The organism is Wenjunlia tyrosinilytica (assembly GCF_014646055.1).
In the GTDB taxonomy this organism is placed as follows: Bacteria; Actinomycetota; Actinomycetes; order Streptomycetales; family Streptomycetaceae; genus Wenjunlia; species Wenjunlia tyrosinilytica.
Genome location: NZ_BMMS01000003.1, coordinates 234,886 through 250,556, shown reverse-complemented (window position 1 = coordinate 250,556; position 15,671 = coordinate 234,886). Strand labels below are relative to the sequence as shown.

Below are 15,671 nucleotides of genomic sequence, written 5' to 3'. Positions count from 1 at the left end.
TACCCTCCGTGTCTGAGGTGCCCACCGGGCAGCAACAATCATCCGGCGAAGACAGGCACGCGGCAGTGGCCTTGGAGGCCGCTCTCTCGCAGGAGCGGCGAGGCCTCGACCTTGGCCGGATCAGTGGCCCGATCGGCTGCGAGGTGAACCGTCGGCATGAACCGCGCAGGTCCGGTTCCGGAGCCCCGCGTTCCGGGTTCTTCTCATTCGGCTCGGCGCCCTCCGGCTCGGCGTCCTGCGGCCCAGCGCGCCGGGTCGTCGAGGGCATGGGGGCTGTTCGTCCTCGTCCTGCCCGGGCTGTGGGTGGCGGGCGTCCTGTCGCTCGCACTCGTCGTACCGGGCGAGATCCACCTCACCCAACTCCTCGCCGCCGCCCCGGCGATCGCCTGCGCGGGCACCGGACGCAGGATGTGCGTGGTCCTCGGCGGCATCTGCGCGCTGGTCGCCCTCGTCCCGCTCGGGGTGGACGGCAGGCTCGGCGGCGCCACCTCACGGGCGGTCACCGTTGTCGCCATCCTCGCCGTCATATCCACCAGCTACCTCGTCACCGGCCGCCGGACGCGCCTGATCCGCGAACTCGACGCGCTCAGGAAGGTGGCCATGGCGGCCCAGCAGGTCCTGCTGCGGCCCCTGCCGAACAGCCTCGGCCCGTTCGGGATCGTCGGCACCTACCTGTCAGCCAGCGAGGGCGCCCAGATAGGCGGCGACCTCTACGAGGTCCTGGCCACGCCGTACGGAGTGCGCGCGATCCTCGGCGACGTACGCGGCCACGGGCTGGCCGCGATAGGCACCGTCGCCGCCGTCCTCGGCAGCTTCCGCGAGGCGGCGCACGACGAACCCACCCTCGACGGCCTCCTGCGGCGCCTCGACCGCTCCCTGCACCGGCACCTGCTCCAGCGCGCCGACCCGGGCGACGGATCCGGCGCACCCCCGGCCGAGGAGTTCGTGACCCTGGTGCTCGTGGAACTCCACGACGGCGGCGAGGCCGTCGTGGTCAACTGCGGCCACCCGCCGCCGCTGCGCCTCGCCCCCGGACAGCGCGCCCACACCGTGGAGGCACCGCACGCCGCGCCGCCGCTGGGACTGCTCGACCTCGACGCCGAACCGGTGACCACCGCCCGTGCCGCGCTCCGGCCCGGGGAGGCCCTGCTGCTGCACACCGACGGGGCGGGGGACGCACGGGACGCCGACGGCGCGTTCTTCCCTCTCGCGGAGAATGTGGCCTCGGCCGTCCACGGCGCGACCCACGACGGGGTCCTCGACCCGGCCGCGGTGGTCGCCACCCTGCGCGACGCGCTGCACCGGCACGCGGGATGCGGACTCTCCGACGACGTGGCGCTGCTGGCGCTCCAGCGCACCCCGGCGGTGCGCGCGGACGAGGCCGCCGAAGGGAAGGACACCAAGACATGGCGAGACCCCGCGTACGGGGGATGACGCGGGGTCTCACTGGAGATAACGGCGCAACCCCCGATGAGGTTCCTGGTTGCCGGGAATGAACCTCGCCGGTGCCCCGTCCGTATACCCGCCCGTGGAAGGAAGGAGCCGGGAATGGCACGGACGGTGCGCAGAGTTCTCGTGATCGGGGCTGGGGTGAGCGGCCTGACCACCGCGCTCACCCTCGCCGGGAACGGTTTGGACGTCCATGTGCTAGGAGAGCGGCCCGCGGAGAGAACGGTGTCGGCGGTCGCCGGGGCCCTGTGGGAATTTCCGCCGGCGGTGTGCGGCCAGCACGGCAACCCCGTCTCGATCAGCCGGTCGAAGTCCTGGTGCATGGCCTCGTACCAGAAGTTCGCCGGGCTGCGCACGCTCAAGGCGTCGACGGGACCGGCGTACAGCGGTGTGCGCATGGTCCGCGCGAACTTCTACTTCACCGAGCCGGTCGAGAGCGACCGCGTCGAGGTGGTCAAACGGCGGGAGCTCGAGGCCCTGTACGAGGTCGGCCAGATCCAGGGGTACCGGCGGCTGACGGGGGAGGACGTGGACGAGCGGGTCGTCAAGGAGTTCGGGATCGTCGACGGCTACCGGCTCACCGTGCCCGCCGTCGACGCCCCCGTGTACATGGGCTGGCTGCGCCGCCAGGCCGTCCACTCGGGCGTCACCGTCCAGGAGGGCGGCCGCCGCGTCACCGGTCGGCTGCTGCCCCAGGAGGCGGCGCTGCGCAAGGAGTTCGAGGTCGACGCCATCGTGAACTGCTCGGGGATGGGCGCGGCGGAACTCGCGGGCGCGGCCATGGTCCCCTTGCGCGGAGCACTGATCAGGATGCCCGCGGACAAGCTCAACCGCCCCGTCATCCAGGCCCACGCCCTCGCCAAGAGCCGCGACGAGCAGGACATGCTCCTCGTCGTCCCGCGCGGCGACACGGTGATGCTCGGCGGCCTCGTCGAACCCGGCGAGTACGACAGCGGGCTCGACAAGGGCTACCCGCCGGTCCGGGAGATGTACCGGCGCTGCCAGGACTTCCTGCACGAGGAACTGGAGGGCGTCGGCCTCGACGACGAGGACGTCGAACTCGTCGTGGGCCTGCGCCCGTACCGCGTCGAGAACGTCTGCCTTGAACGGGAGTACGGCTTCAACATCGTCCACAACTTCGGCCACGCCGGCTCCGGCTTCAGCTTCTCCTGGGGCTGCGCCCGGGAGGTGCTCGACCTGGTGATGGGCATGGAACGCGTCTAGGGCCCTGCCCGGGAGGGGCCGGAGCGGGGCCGGGCGCCGGGTCTGTGACGGGCGGCGGAGCGCTGTGGTGTGATGACGCCGTGAGCCGCGCCGCAGAAGAGACCAACCGCCGCATGCTTCGGGCACGGGACGCGATGGACCGCGCGTATGCGCAGCCGCTGGACGTCCCCGCCCTGGCCCGGATCGCCCATGTGTCGCCGGCGCACTTCACGCGCACCTTCCGGGCCACGTTCGGCGAGACACCGCACCGCTACCTGCAGCGACGCCGTGTCGAGCGGGCGATGTTCCTGCTCCGGGAGACCGGCCGCAGTGTGACGGACATCTGCTACGAAGTCGGCTTCGCGAGCCCGGGCACCTTCAGCCGCACGTTCCGCGACATCGTCGGCCGGTCGCCGAGGAAGTACCGCAAGGAGGCGGCGGCCACGGCCGTGCCGACGTGCTTCACGATGGCGTGGACGCGGCCGAGCGCCTGACCGGCGCCACCGCCGGTAGCCCGTCCGCACTGCCCGTACTCTCCGCACTGCCCGTACTCTCCGCACTGCCCGTACCTCCCGCCGACCGAGCAGTTTTGGATAAGTTTTCGTCCGGCCCGCCGAGTAGCGTGATGGACATGTTCAACGCCATCACACACTCACAGATCTACGTCCTCGACCAGGACGAGGCCCTCGACTTCTACGTCGGCAAGCTCGGCCTGGAGGTGAACGCCGATGTCGACCTCGGCTTCATGCGCTGGCTGACCGTCAGCGTCCCCGGTCACCCGGAGCGCCAGATCCTGCTGGAGAGGCCGGGTCCCCCGGCGATGTCCGAGGAGACGGCGCAGCAGGTCCGGGAACTGGTGACCAAGGGCGCCACGGGTGGCTCGCTCATCTTCAGCACGGACGACTGCCGCAAGACGTACGACACGCTGCTCGGCCTGGGCGTCGAGTTCACCGAGGAACCCACCGATCGTCCGTACGGAATCGACTGCGGCCTGCGCGACCCCTTCGGCAACAACATCCGCTTCACCCAGCCGAAGACCTGAATGAGAGGGGCTGCCGCCCCCTCCGGTTGTCCGGTCCACGCCGGCGGCCGGACCGCCGCACCGCCCGCGACGGGAGATCCACGCTGTGCCGCCGCCGTTCGCCCGACGCCGGCATCGAGTGGCTCTCCCGTACCGCGGGCCGCCTTCGCCACCGGCCGTCTCCCGGGCGCCGGCGAATGACGACGCCATGGCGTGGTCGGCCAGAAGTCGGGTTGTGGGAGAGCCCAAGCCGCCGGCGCGGCGATATGCCGCCGGATCTCCCCCGGCGGTCAGCGGTGCCCTGCGGGCGAGCCGCTCCGCCTCCCGCGTCGGAAGGGCTTCCTTCAGCAGGCCCTCGGCGTCCGCCGGTGCACGTGGGCGAAGGACCGCCGCGCGTCGCCCGGCTCGATGAACAACCGGCTGCGCCTCTCAGGACTCACCGACCACCCCCCCCGGGCGGATGGCGCGTTCAGGGCCGCCGCCCGGCGAAGCCCCTACCCCGCCAGGCCGCCGAGGTCGTTGATGGTCATGTCGATGTCCACGGCCAGTTTCTTCAGTTTGCCGCCGATGGTGACCTCGGCCTTCAGGATCTCCTTGCCCGTGGCGCCCGTCGCGTTGGCGTCGCGGACGAATGCCTCGAGTTCGGCGAACGTCATGTACTTGCCGCCGGCGGTGTGCTTGATCTCCTTCGCCATGGCGCCATCCTCTCGCAGCCGAGTACCGCTTCGCAGCGGTCCGTGCGGCTCGCCTTCTCAGCCGGGGAAGCCGTCATCGGCGCGTCGAATCACGCTCGTTGAGGGGATCGGGCAGGAAATGCCCCGCCGTGTCGGGGCCGATGATTCGTTGCGGAGGGGCACACTGAGCGGGTACCTGCCTCTCGGAGGACCGCATGAGCGACCTCATGGCCCGCCCGCATGTGATTCTGGGCTGCCAACTCGAAGTGAACGGCCGTACGGTGACCGGCACTTATCGCGTGCCACGACATCTGTGGGGCGAGGCCGACGAGGCCGCCCGCGAGGCGCTGCGGGACATGACGCGGCAGGCGCTGGCCGAGGCGATCGTGCGTGAGCTGTCCCCGCCGGTCATCGTCGTCGAGGCGCAGCCCGTGCCCGAGAAGTCCGCCTGAGTCACCGGCGGCGCCGCGCCGCCCGAGACGCACCGTCCGGTCGGTGCGGCGGGGGCGCTGCCGGATCCGGCCGCCCTGCGCCCCGGCCGTGTCGAGGCCGCGTCGAGGCGGTCCGCCGACCGGGTGCCGCCGCCGTCCCCCGGGCCTTGGCGGCGGCGGTCCTCACCGCCGCCGCGAGGGACTTCCCTGAGGCCGTCAGTACTGGTAGAAGCCGCTTCCGCTCTTGCGGCCGAGGCGCCCGGCGTCCACCATCCGCTGGAGCAGCGGGGGAGCGGCGTACAGGGGCTCCTTGTACTCGTGGTACATCGAGTCGGCAACGGACGCGACGGTGTCCAGGCCGATCAGGTCGGACAGTTTCAGCGGGCCCATCGGGTGGGCGCAGCCCATCTCCATGCCGTTGTCGATGTCCTCGCGGCTGGCGATGCCCGACTCGAACATCCGTATGGCCGAGAGGAGGTAGGGGATCAGCAGTGCGTTGACCACGAAGCCGGAGCGGTCCTGGGCACGGATGGCGTGCTTGCCCAGGATGTCGCCGACCAGCGACTCGGTGCGCTTGAGGGTCTCGTCGGAGGTGGTCAGGGAGGGGATCAGCTCGACGAGGCGCTGGACCGGGGCCGGGTTGAAGAAGTGGATGCCCAGGACCTGTTCGGGCCGGGAAGTGGCGACGGCCAGCTTCACCAGCGGGATCGAGGAGGTGTTGGAGGCCAGGATCGCGTCCCGGCGGGTCACCACCTGGTCGAGTACCTGGAAGATCTCGGCCTTGACCTGCTCGTTCTCCACCACGGCCTCGATCGTCAGATCGCGGTCCGCGAACTCGCCGAGGTCGGTGGTGAAGGTCAGGCGGTCCAGCGCCGCGTCGCGCTCCTCCTCGGTGATCTTGCCGCGTTCGGCGGCCCGGTCGAGGGAGTTCGTCAGCCGGGTACGGCCGAACTCCAGGGCCTCACCGGTCGTCTCGGCGACCCGGACGTCCAGGCCCGCCCGGGCACAGACCTCCGCGATGCCGGCGCCCATCAGGCCGCACCCCACCACTCCGACGCGTTCGATGTCGGTCACGCACGTGCCTTTCGCTGGTGTCCGTCTTCGGCGGGCGGCTGTTCGATCCTGCCTGCTCGGCCTCGTGGGCCACTGTCCGCCTCGCTGACGACGTTACCCCCGCGCACTCGAGTGCCGGGTCATCGGGGGTGAGCGCGGCGCCTTGTCGGCGCGGCGGTGTGCGGCCACTATGACCGGGCGACCTGTTCTGCCATGAGACGCCACCCAACGGGACGGGGAGAGCGCATGCGAGACAGCGGTAACGGCGACCGCCGCGACGGCGACGCGAGCAATGGCGGCACGAGCACCGGCGGCACGGGCACTGGGGGCACGGGCACTGGCGGCACGGGCATCGGCGGGAGCGGCACCGGCTCGTTCATGAGCCGCCGGGTCTTCGGGACCGCCGCGGTGGGCGCGATGTCGTCGGCGCTGCTGGCCTCCGACTCCGCCATGGCGGCGGCCGAGCCGCGCCCCTCGGCAAAGAACCCCTCCGGCCGCGGAGCCGGACGCGGGCAGTTCCGCGGCATGTGGATCGCCACCGTCGCCAACCGCGACTGGCCGAGCGCGAAGGCCCTGCCCCCGCGGACGCAGCGCTCCCAGTTAACCGCCCTGCTGGACACCGCCGTCGCCCGAAGGCTCAACGCGGTGATCCTCCAGGTCCGGCCGACCGCAGACGCCTTCTGGCCCTCTCGGCACGAGCCCTGGTCGGAGTACCTGACGGGAACTCAGGGCGCCGACCCCGGCTGGGATCCTCTGGGCTTCGCCGTGCGTCAGGCGCACCGCAGGGGGCTTGAGCTGCACGCCTGGTTCAACCCCTTCCGCATCGCCAACCACACCGACCCCACCAAACTCGTCCCGTACCACCCCGCCCGCCTCCACCCCGACTGGGTCGTCCCCTACGGCGGCAGGCTCTACTACAACCCCGGTCTGCCGCGGGTGCGCCGGTTCGTGCTGGACGCGATGCTCGACGCCGTCCTGCGCTACCGCATCGACGGTGTGCACTGGGACGACTACTTCTACCCGTACCCGGTGGCCGGCCAGGTCTTCGACGACGACGCGGCGTTCGCCAGGTACGGCGGGGGCTTCCCCGACCGGGCGTCGTGGCGGCGGCACAACATCGACCAACTGGTGCACTCCATGTCCAGGCGGCTGCGCCGGACCAGGCCCCGCATGGTCTTCGGCGTCAGTCCGTTCGGCGTCTGGCGCAACGCGGCCACCGACCCCGAGGGCTCGGAGACGACGGCGGGAGTGCAGACCTACGACGACCTGTACGCGGACACCCGCACCTGGGTGCGCGAGGGGTGGCTGGACTACATCTGCCCGCAGGTCTACTGGAACATCGGTTTCGCCGCCGCCGACTACGCCAAGCTGGTGCCGTGGTGGGCGCGGACGGTCGCGGGGACGGATGTGGACCTCTACATCGGCGAGGCGCTGTACAAGGCGGGCGCACCGGGGCAGCCGGCCCCCTGGCAGGACCCGGCCGAGCTGTCCCGGCACCTCACCTTCGACCTGCGGTATCCCCAGGTGCGGGGCAATGTGTTCTTCTCGGCGAAGGAGGTCGTCGCGGACCCGATCGGTGCCATGGCCCGTGTGGTCGCGGACCACTACCCGGGGCCCGCGCGGCCTCCCGGGGCGGTGCGGTAGCCCTCACATCTCCTTGTGGTGCCGGACGACGCAGTCCGGTCCCGGTGACATGACGGACTCGTGACCGTCGTCGGCCCGCACCCGGTACGGCGGCGTGCCGTTCTCTCCGATCACCTCGACGATCTCGACGACCCGGTCGTGCTGGCCGACGATCCTGCCGTGCACGAGCAGTTTGTCGCCCTTGTCAGCGTGCATGAACCGTGCCTCCGTCCGCTGTGGAGCAGGGCTGAGATGTCCACATTCTATCGATGCGGGGCGAACCCTCCACTTCGGTGAACGCATGATTCTTTGCATAATGCTGCAATAGCTTGTATAGTCATGCCATCGACGAGGAGGGTTCATGGCTTTGCGTGCAGCGGTGGCGGGGGCGAGCGGATACGCGGGCGGCGAAGTCCTGCGCCTGCTGCTCGGCCACCCCGGGATCGAGATCGGCGCACTGACCGCGAACGCCAACGCGGGCGAGCGCCTCGGCGCGCTCCAGCCCCATCTGCCGCCGCTGGCCGACCGTGTCCTGGAGCCCACGGCACCCGAGGTGCTCGCCGGGCACGACGTGGTCTTCCTCGCCCTGCCGCACGGCCGGTCCGCCGCCGTGGCCGAGACGCTCGGCGAGGACGTCCTCGTGATCGACTGCGGAGCCGACTTCCGGCTCGAGGACCCCGCCGCCTGGGAGCGCTTCTACGGCTCCCCCCACGCCGGGAACTGGCCCTACGGCCTGCCCGAGCTGCCCGGCGCCCGCGACGCCCTGAAGGGGACCCGGCACATCGCCGTCCCCGGCTGCTACCCCACCGCCGTCTCCCTGGCGCTCTTCCCCGCCTACGCGGCCCGGCTCGCCGAGCCGGAGGCGGTCGTCGTGGCCGCCTCCGGCACCTCGGGCGCGGGCAAGTCGCTCAAGCCCCACCTGCTGGGCTCGGAGGTCATGGGGTCGATGAGCCCTTACGGCGTCGGAGGCGTCCACCGCCACACCCCGGAGATGGTCCAGAACCTCTCCGCGGTCGCCGGCGAGCCCGTCACCGTCTCCTTCACACCGACCCTCGCGCCCATGCCCAGGGGCATCCTGGCGACCTGCTCGGCCAGGGCCAGACCGGGAACGACCGCCGAGTCGCTGCGCGCCGCCTACGCCGACGCCCTGGCCGCCGAACCGTTTGTCCACCTGCTCCCCGAGGGCCGGTGGCCCTCCACCGCCGCCGTGTACGGCTCCAACGCCGTACAGCTCCAGGTGACGCTCGACGAGGCCGCGGGCCGCATCGTCGCCGTCAGCGCCATCGACAACCTGACCAAGGGCACCGCGGGCGGCGCGGTGCAGAGCATGAACATCGCCCTCGGCCTCCCCGAGGAATCGGGGCTTTCGACGATCGGAGTCGCACCATGAGTGTCACGGCCGCCAAGGGCTTCAAGGCCTCGGGTATCGCCGCCGGGATCAAGGAGTCGGGGGGAGCGGACCTGGCCCTGGTCGTCAACGAGGGGCCGTCCCTGGCCGCCGCGGGCGTCTTCACCGCCAACCGCGTCAAGGCCGCCCCCGTCCTGTGGTCCGAGCAGGTCCTCAGAGGCGGCCAGGTCTCGGCCGTCGTCCTCAACTCCGGCGGGGCCAACGCCTGCACCGGCCCCCTCGGCTTCCAGGACACCCACGCCACCGCCGAGAAGGTCGCGGACACCCTGGGCCTGAGCGCCGGGGAGGTCGCGGTGTGCTCCACCGGCCTGATCGGTGTGCGGCTGCCCATGGACAAGCTGATCCCCGGGGTCGGGACCGCCGCCGCCGAGCTGTCCCGGCACGGCGGGGAGAAGGCCGCCATCGCCATCAGGACCACGGACACCGTGCACAAGACCGCGGTCGTCAGCGGCGACGGCTGGACCATAGGAGGCATGGCCAAGGGCGCGGGCATGCTCGCGCCGGGCCTGGCCACGATGCTCGTCGTCCTCACCACCGACGCCGACCTCGGCCCCGGCGCGCTGGACACCGCGCTGCGCGCCGCCACCCGCACCACGTTCGACCGGGTCGACTCCGACGGCTGCATGTCCACCAACGACACCGTGCTCCTGCTCGCCTCCGGCGCCAGCGGCGTCAGCCCGTCCACCGAGGACTTCACGGCGGCGCTCGAGGCGGTCTGCGCCGACCTGTCCCGCCAGCTCATCGGCGACGCCGAGGGCGCCTCCAAGGACATCAAGGTCGAGGTCGTGGGGGCGGCGAGCGAGCAGGACGCGGTCGAGGTCGGCCGGTCCATCGCCCGCAACAACCTGCTCAAGTGCGCCATCCACGGCGAGGACCCCAACTGGGGCCGGGTGCTCTCCGCGATCGGCACCACGAGCGCCGCCTTCGACCCCGACCGCCTCAACGTCGCCATCAACGGCGTCTGGGTCTGCAAGAACGGATCCGTGGGGGAGGACCGCGAGAAGGTGGACATGCGCTTCCGCGAGGTCGTCGTCACCGCGGACCTCGCCGAGGGCCCGCACTGCGCGGTGATCTGGACCAACGACCTGACCGCCGACTACGTCCACGAGAACAGCGCGTACTCGTCATGAGCCGGCCGACCGCACGCAACCACACCGCCCTGCCCAAGGCGCACACCCTCATCGAGGCGCTGCCCTGGCTGGAGCGCTTCCACGGCAAGACCGTCGTCATCAAGTTCGGCGGCAACGCCATGGTGAACGAGGAGCTGAAACAGGCCTTCGCCCAGGACGTCGTCTTCCTGCGCTACGCCGGCCTCAAGCCCGTCGTCGTCCACGGCGGCGGCCCGCAGATCAGCGCCCATTTGGACCGCCTCGGCATGGAGTCCACGTTCACGGCGGGACTGCGCGTGACCACCCCCGAGACGATGGACGTGGTCCGCATGGTGCTGGCCGGGCAGGTACAGCGCGAGATCGTGGGCCTGCTCAACGCCCACGGCCCGTTCGCCGTCGGAATGACCGGCGAGGACGCCCACACCATGACCGCCGTCAAGCGCATGGCCGAGGTCGACGGCGAGGCGGTCGACATCGGGCTCGTCGGCGACATCACCGACGTCGACACCGGGGCCATCCAGGCACTGCTCGACGACGGCCGCGTACCCGTGATCTCCAGCATCGCGCGCAGCGCCGACGGCCACGTCTACAACATCAACGCGGACACCGCCGCCTCCACGCTGGCCGCGGCGCTGAAGGCCGAGAAGCTCGTCGTCCTCACCGACGTCGAGGGCCTGTACGCGGACTGGCCCGACAGCGACGAGGTGATCAGCCAGCTCACCACGAGCGAGCTGGACAAGCTGCTGCCGGACCTCGCCTCGGGGATGGTGCCCAAGATGGAGGGGTGCCTGCGCGCGGTCCTGGCAGGCGTCGGCAAGGCTCACGTCCTCGACGGCCGGGTGCCGCACGCGCTGTTGCTGGAAGTCTTCACCGACGAGGGGATCGGAACGCAGGTCGTCCCCGATCCGGACGGGGGATCATGATGGGCAACGAGGAACTGACCGGCCGGTGGCAGGACTCGCTCATGGACAACTACGGCACCCCGCGCCTGCCTCTGGTGCTCGGCGAGGGCTCGACCCTGTGGGACGCGGACGGCAACCGCTACACCGACTTCATCGGCGGCATCGCCGTGAACCTGCTCGGGCACGGCCATCCGGCGATCGTCGAGGCGGTCACCCGGCAGGTCGGGCGGCTCGGCCATGTCTCCAACCTCTTCATCGCCGAACCCCCGGTCCGGCTCGCCGAGCGGCTGCTGCAGCTGTTCGGCCGTGAGGGGAAGGTCTACTTCTCCAACTCCGGCGCGGAGGCCGTCGAGGCGGCGTTCAAGATCGGACGGCGCACCGGCCGCACCCACATGGTGGCGACCGAGGGCGGCTTCCACGGCCGCACCATGGGCGCGCTCGCGCTCACCGGCCAGCCCGCCAAGCAGGAGCCGTTCCTCCCGCTGCCCGGCGATGTCGCCCATGTCCCCTTCGGTGACCCCGAGGCACTGCGTTCCGCCGTCACCCCCGGCACCGCCGCCGTCTTCGTCGAGCCGGTCCAGGGCGAGAACGGGGTCATCCCCGCGCCCGAGGGCTACCTCGAGGCCGCGCGCGAGATCACCGCGGCCACCGGCACACTGCTGGTCCTGGACGAGATCCAGACCGGCATCGGACGGACCGGGCACTGGTTCGCCCACCAGGCGCTCGGGGTGGAGCCGGACGTCGTCACCCTCGCCAAGGGGCTGGGAGGCGGCCTGCCCATCGGCGCGACCGTCGCCTTCGGCCCCGCCGCCGAGCTGCTGACACCGGGTCAGCACGGTTCGACCTTCGGCGGAAACCCCGTCGCGTGCGCCGCCGCGCTCGCCGTCCTGGACACCGTCGAGGCCGAGGGGCTGCTCGACCGCGCCAAGCGCGCTGGGGAGCGGCTGCGCGAGGGCGTCGAAGGGCTGGGGCACCCGCTTGTGAGACATGTGCGGGGCGCGGGCCTGCTGCTGGGTATCGTGCTCACCGAGCCGATCGCACCTCAGGTGCAGCAAGCGGCTCAGGACGCCGGATTCCTGGTGAACGCGGCCGTGCCCGACACGGTGCGGCTGGCTCCTCCGCTCATCGTCACCGACGAGGAGGTGGACGGCTTCGTCCAGGCCCTGCCCGGCGTCCTCGACGGGGTGCGACGAACCGGAGACTGACCACGATGACCGACGCTCACCAGGGACCGGCCGTCCCGCAGACCCGTACCGCGCGCCACCGGAGGATCGTCGACATCCTCAACCGGCAGCCGGTGCGCTCGCAGAGCCAGCTCGCCAAGCTGCTCGCCGACGACGGGCTGCAGGTAACGCAGGCGACGCTCTCCCGGGACCTGGACGAGCTCGGCGCGGTCAAGATCCGCAACGCCGGCGGCGACCTCATCTACGCCGTGCCCTCCGAGGGGGGTTTCCGCACCCCCATGGCGCCCCTGGGCGAGTCGGTCAAGGAGGAGCGGATGGCGCGCCTCGCCGGTGAGCTGCTCATCTCGGCGGAGGCCTCGGGGAACATCGTGGTGCTGCGCACCCCTCCGGGCGCCGCGCAGTTCTTCGCCTCGGCCATCGACGCCGCCGAGGTGCACGACATCCTCGGCACGATCGCGGGCGACGACACCCTGATGGTGATCAGCCGCGACCCCGCGGGCGGCCAGGCCCTCGCCGACCACCTGCTCCAGCTGGCCCAGCCCAGGGGCCAGTAGCCCGCCCGCGGCCGAGCCCGGCAACCCCGCGGCCCGGTCCCACAACCCCGTAGCCCCCGTCTCAGCCCAGCCTCTCAGCCCCGCCGCACAGCTCAGCCTCTCAGCCCGCCCGCACCGCCCGCAGCCCCGTTGACCTGCGCCTTCGCCCCGGATCCGGCGTTCCGGGGCGAAGCGTTTGCAGATCCATGCGGAATGCTGCATACTTATTCCACGAGCTGCATGGAGAGCTACCAGGACGGGACGACTCGGCAGCCGACACGCGAAGACCGCGCACCTAAGGAGAGAGCAATGACCGAGCGCGTCGTACTCGCCTACTCGGGCGGCCTGGACACCTCCGTCTGCATCGGCTGGATCGCCGAGGAGACCGGCGCCGAGGTCATCGCCGTAGCGGTGGACGTCGGCCAGGGCGGCGAGGACCTGGAGATCATCCGGAAGCGGGCGCTTGCCTGCGGCGCGGTCGAGGCCGAGGTCGCCGACGCCAGGGACGAGTTCGCCAACGAGTACTGCCTTCCCGCGATCCAGTCCAACGCGCTCTACATGGACCGGTATCCGCTGGTGTCCGCCCTCTCCCGGCCGACCATCGTCAAGCACCTGGTCGCCGCCGCCCGCAAGCACGGCGCCACGACCGTGGCCCACGGCTGCACGGGCAAGGGCAACGACCAGGTGCGGTTCGAGGCGGGCATCTCCTCCCTGGCCCCTGATCTGAAGTGCATCGCCCCCGTCCGGGACTACGCGATGACCCGGGACAAGGCGATCGCGTTCTGCGAGGAGAAGAACCTCCCGATCGCGACCACCAAGAAGTCCCCGTACTCCATCGACCAGAACGTCTTCGGCCGGGCCGTCGAGACCGGTTTCCTCGAGGACATCTGGAACGCGCCGATCGAGGACGTGTACGAGTACACGCAGAACCCCGCCGAGCCGCGGGAGGCCGACGAGGTCGTCATCACCTTCGCCGCCGGTGTGCCGGTCGCGATCGACGGCCGGACGGTCACCGTGCTCCAGGCGATCGAGGAGCTCAACCGCAGGGCCGGCGCCCAGGGTGTCGGACGGCTCGACATGGTCGAGGACCGGCTGGTCGGCATCAAGTCCCGGGAGATCTACGAGGCACCGGGCGCCATCGCGCTGATCACCGCCCACCAGGAGCTGGAGAACGTCACGGTCGAGCGGGAGCTGGCCCGGTTCAAGAAGACCGTGGACCAGCGGTGGGGCGAGCTCGTCTACGACGGCATGTGGTTCTCCCCGCTCAAGCGGGCCCTGGACGGCTTCATCCAGGACGCCAACCAGCATGTCTGCGGTGACATCCGGATGACGCTGCACGGCGGCCGGGCCGTCGTCACCGGCCGGAAGAGCGACACCTCGCTCTACGATTTCAACCTGGCCACCTACGACAGCGGCGACACCTTCGACCAGTCGCTGTCCAAGGGCTTCATCGAGCTGTTCGGCATGTCGAGCAAGATCGCCGCGCGGCGGGACCAGCGGGCCGGGACCGGCCTGCCCGCCTGACAGCCCGTGCACGGCGAAGCCGCCTCCTTGCCGACTCCGCGGACGACGACCGCGCGGACGACGGCGGGGAGGCGGTGTCACATCCACCACCTTCGAGGAGCAACCGCGGTGAGCAACGGCGCTGTGAGCAACGGCAACCAGGGCGGCGACGTGCGGCTGTGGGGCGGCCGCTTCGCGGACGGCCCCGCCGAGGCGCTGGCCAAGCTGTCGGCGTCGGTCCACTTCGACTGGCGTCTGGCCCCCTACGACCTCGCGGGCTCACGAGCGCACGCGCGCGCCCTGCACAAGGCGGGGCTGCTGACCACCGACGAGCTCCAGCGGATGACGGCGGGACTGGACCGGCTCGAGCGCGATGTCGCCGACGGCTCGTTCACCGGCACCGTCGCCGACGAGGACGTGCACACCGCCCTCGAGCGCGGACTGCTGGAGCGCCTCGGCCCCGACCTCGGCGGCAAGCTGCGCGCCGGGCGCTCGCGCAACGACCAGGTGGCCACCCTCTTCCGGATGTACCTGCGCGACCACGCCCGGCTCATCGGGGGACTCGTCGCCGACCTGGAGGAGGCGCTGATCGGGCTGGCCGAGGCCCACCCCGGCACGGCCATGCCCGGCCGCACCCACCTCCAGCACGCCCAGCCGGTCCTCTTCGCCCACCATGTCCTCGCCCATGTGCAGGCTCTCGGCCGGGACGCGGAGCGGCTGCGGCAGTGGGACGAGCGGACGGCGGTCTCGCCCTACGGCTCCGGCGCCCTCGCGGGCTCCTCGCTCGGCCTGGACCCGAAGGCCGTCGCCGCGGACCTGGGCTTCGAGCACGGATCGGCAGCCAACTCCATCGACGGGACGGCCTCGCGGGACTTCGTCGCCGAGTTCGCCTTCATCACCGCGATGATCGGCATCGACGTCTCCCGTATCGCCGAGGAGATCATCCTCTGGGCGACGAAGGAGTTCTCCTTCATCACCCTCCACGACGCCTTCTCCACCGGCTCGTCGATCATGCCGCAGAAGAAGAACCCCGACATCGCCGAACTCGCCCGCGGCAAGTCCGGGCGTCTGATCGGCAACCTCACCGGCCTGCTGGCCACGCTCAAGGCGCTCCCGCTCGCCTACAACCGCGACCTCCAGGAGGACAAGGAGCCGGTCTTCGACTCCTGCGACACCCTCGAGGTCCTGCTGCCGGCCTTCACCGGCATGATCGCCACGCTCACCGTCAACCGCGAGCGGATGGAGGAACTGGCCCCCGCCGGGTTCTCCCTGGCCACCGACATCGCCGAATGGCTGGTCAAGCAGGGTGTGCCCTTCCGCGTGGCCCATGAGGTCGCGGGCGAGTGCGTGAAGGTCTGCGAGGCGGCCGGGATCGAGCTGGACGAGCTCACCGACGAGCAGTTCGCGGCGATCTCACCCCACCTCGAGCCCGAGGTGCGCTCGGTGCTCAACGTTCCCGGCGCCCTGGCCTCCCGCGACGGGCGCGGCGGCACGGCCCCCGCGCGGGTCGCGGAACAGCTCGCCGAGCTGAAGGCCGACCTCGCCGTCCAGCAGTCCTGGGCAGCCGCGAAGAGCTAG

The 15,671-nt window shown here is 71.3% G+C and carries 16 protein-coding genes; 13 read left to right on the top strand and 3 right to left on the bottom strand.

The annotated features are described in order from the left end of the window. Positions 1–156: 156 nt before the first annotated feature. From IEY86_RS04970 to IEY86_RS04955, 4 genes are all read left to right on the top strand, one after another. Complete coding sequence (locus IEY86_RS04970; RefSeq protein ID WP_189130265.1) at positions 157–1,434, top strand: PP2C family protein-serine/threonine phosphatase; 1,278 nt, start codon at positions 157–159, stop codon at positions 1,432–1,434. A 114-nt stretch (positions 1,435–1,548) separates the two neighbouring features. Beyond that, entirely contained in the window at positions 1,549–2,673 is a 1,125-nt protein-coding gene (locus IEY86_RS04965) for an FAD-dependent oxidoreductase (RefSeq protein WP_189130264.1), read from the top strand. An 80-nt stretch (positions 2,674–2,753) separates the two neighbouring features. Further along, a complete protein-coding gene (locus IEY86_RS04960; protein WP_189130263.1) occupies positions 2,754–3,146 on the top strand; it encodes a helix-turn-helix domain-containing protein in 393 nt (130 codons plus the stop codon). 137 nt (positions 3,147–3,283) lie between these two features. Then, positions 3,284–3,694 carry a VOC family protein gene (locus tag IEY86_RS04955; protein WP_189130262.1) on the top strand — a complete coding sequence of 137 codons (411 nt, stop codon included), beginning with the start codon at positions 3,284–3,286 and terminating at the stop codon, positions 3,692–3,694. A gap of 473 nt (positions 3,695–4,167) precedes the next feature. Here IEY86_RS04955 and IEY86_RS04950 read toward each other — a convergent pair whose 3' ends face one another. Continuing rightward, entirely contained in the window at positions 4,168–4,368 is a 201-nt protein-coding gene (locus IEY86_RS04950; RefSeq protein ID WP_189130261.1) for a hypothetical protein, read from the bottom strand. Between the two features lie 194 nt (positions 4,369–4,562). Here IEY86_RS04950 and IEY86_RS04945 point away from each other — a divergent pair, with 194 nt between their 5' ends. Beyond that, positions 4,563–4,799: a hypothetical protein gene (locus tag IEY86_RS04945; protein WP_189130260.1), complete on the top strand. Its 237-nt coding sequence runs from the start codon at positions 4,563–4,565 to the stop codon at positions 4,797–4,799. Positions 4,800–4,994: 195 nt separating this feature from the next. Here the strand turns inward: IEY86_RS04945 and IEY86_RS04940 are convergent, their stop codons facing one another. After that, entirely contained in the window at positions 4,995–5,852 is an 858-nt protein-coding gene (locus tag IEY86_RS04940; protein ID WP_189130259.1) for a 3-hydroxybutyryl-CoA dehydrogenase, read from the bottom strand. 429 nt (positions 5,853–6,281) lie between these two features. Here IEY86_RS04940 and IEY86_RS04935 point away from each other — a divergent pair, with 429 nt between their 5' ends. Beyond that, positions 6,282–7,475 (top strand): glycoside hydrolase family 10-like protein, encoded by a 1,194-nt coding sequence (locus IEY86_RS04935; RefSeq protein ID WP_444545846.1) that lies wholly within the window; start codon positions 6,282–6,284, stop codon positions 7,473–7,475. Positions 7,476–7,478: 3 nt separating this feature from the next. Here IEY86_RS04935 and IEY86_RS04930 read toward each other — a convergent pair whose 3' ends face one another. Continuing rightward, a complete protein-coding gene (locus tag IEY86_RS04930) occupies positions 7,479–7,670 on the bottom strand; it encodes a DUF1918 domain-containing protein (protein ID WP_189130258.1) in 192 nt (63 codons plus the stop codon). Positions 7,671–7,815: 145 nt separating this feature from the next. Here IEY86_RS04930 and argC point away from each other — a divergent pair, with 145 nt between their 5' ends. The 7 genes from argC (at position 7,816) to argH (ending at position 15,671) form a co-directional block, all read left to right on the top strand. After that, positions 7,816–8,844, top strand: coding sequence for an N-acetyl-gamma-glutamyl-phosphate reductase (argC, locus tag IEY86_RS04925; protein WP_189130257.1), 1,029 nt, complete (start codon positions 7,816–7,818; stop codon positions 8,842–8,844). Continuing rightward, on the top strand, positions 8,841–9,992 hold the full coding sequence (gene argJ, locus IEY86_RS04920) for a bifunctional glutamate N-acetyltransferase/amino-acid acetyltransferase ArgJ (RefSeq protein WP_189130256.1): 1,152 nt from the start codon (positions 8,841–8,843) through the stop codon (positions 9,990–9,992). The genes argC and argJ overlap by 4 nt, the downstream gene beginning before the upstream one ends. Next, the gene (argB, locus tag IEY86_RS04915) at positions 9,989–10,894 is read left to right on the top strand and encodes an acetylglutamate kinase (RefSeq protein ID WP_189130255.1); all 906 of its coding nucleotides are present in this window, start codon (positions 9,989–9,991) and stop codon (positions 10,892–10,894) included. The genes argJ and argB overlap by 4 nt, the downstream gene beginning before the upstream one ends. Beyond that, on the top strand, positions 10,894–12,078 hold the full coding sequence (locus tag IEY86_RS04910; RefSeq protein WP_189130353.1) for an acetylornithine transaminase: 1,185 nt from the start codon (positions 10,894–10,896) through the stop codon (positions 12,076–12,078). The genes argB and IEY86_RS04910 overlap by 1 nt, the downstream gene beginning before the upstream one ends. A 5-nt stretch (positions 12,079–12,083) precedes the next feature. Then, complete coding sequence (locus IEY86_RS04905; protein WP_189130254.1) at positions 12,084–12,611, top strand: arginine repressor; 528 nt, start codon at positions 12,084–12,086, stop codon at positions 12,609–12,611. Positions 12,612–12,899: 288 nt separating this feature from the next. Continuing rightward, the gene (locus IEY86_RS04900) at positions 12,900–14,114 is read left to right on the top strand and encodes an argininosuccinate synthase (protein WP_189130253.1); all 1,215 of its coding nucleotides are present in this window, start codon (positions 12,900–12,902) and stop codon (positions 14,112–14,114) included. Positions 14,115–14,237: 123 nt separating this feature from the next. Then, positions 14,238–15,671 (top strand): argininosuccinate lyase, encoded by a 1,434-nt coding sequence (gene argH / locus IEY86_RS04895; RefSeq protein ID WP_189130352.1) that lies wholly within the window; start codon positions 14,238–14,240, stop codon positions 15,669–15,671.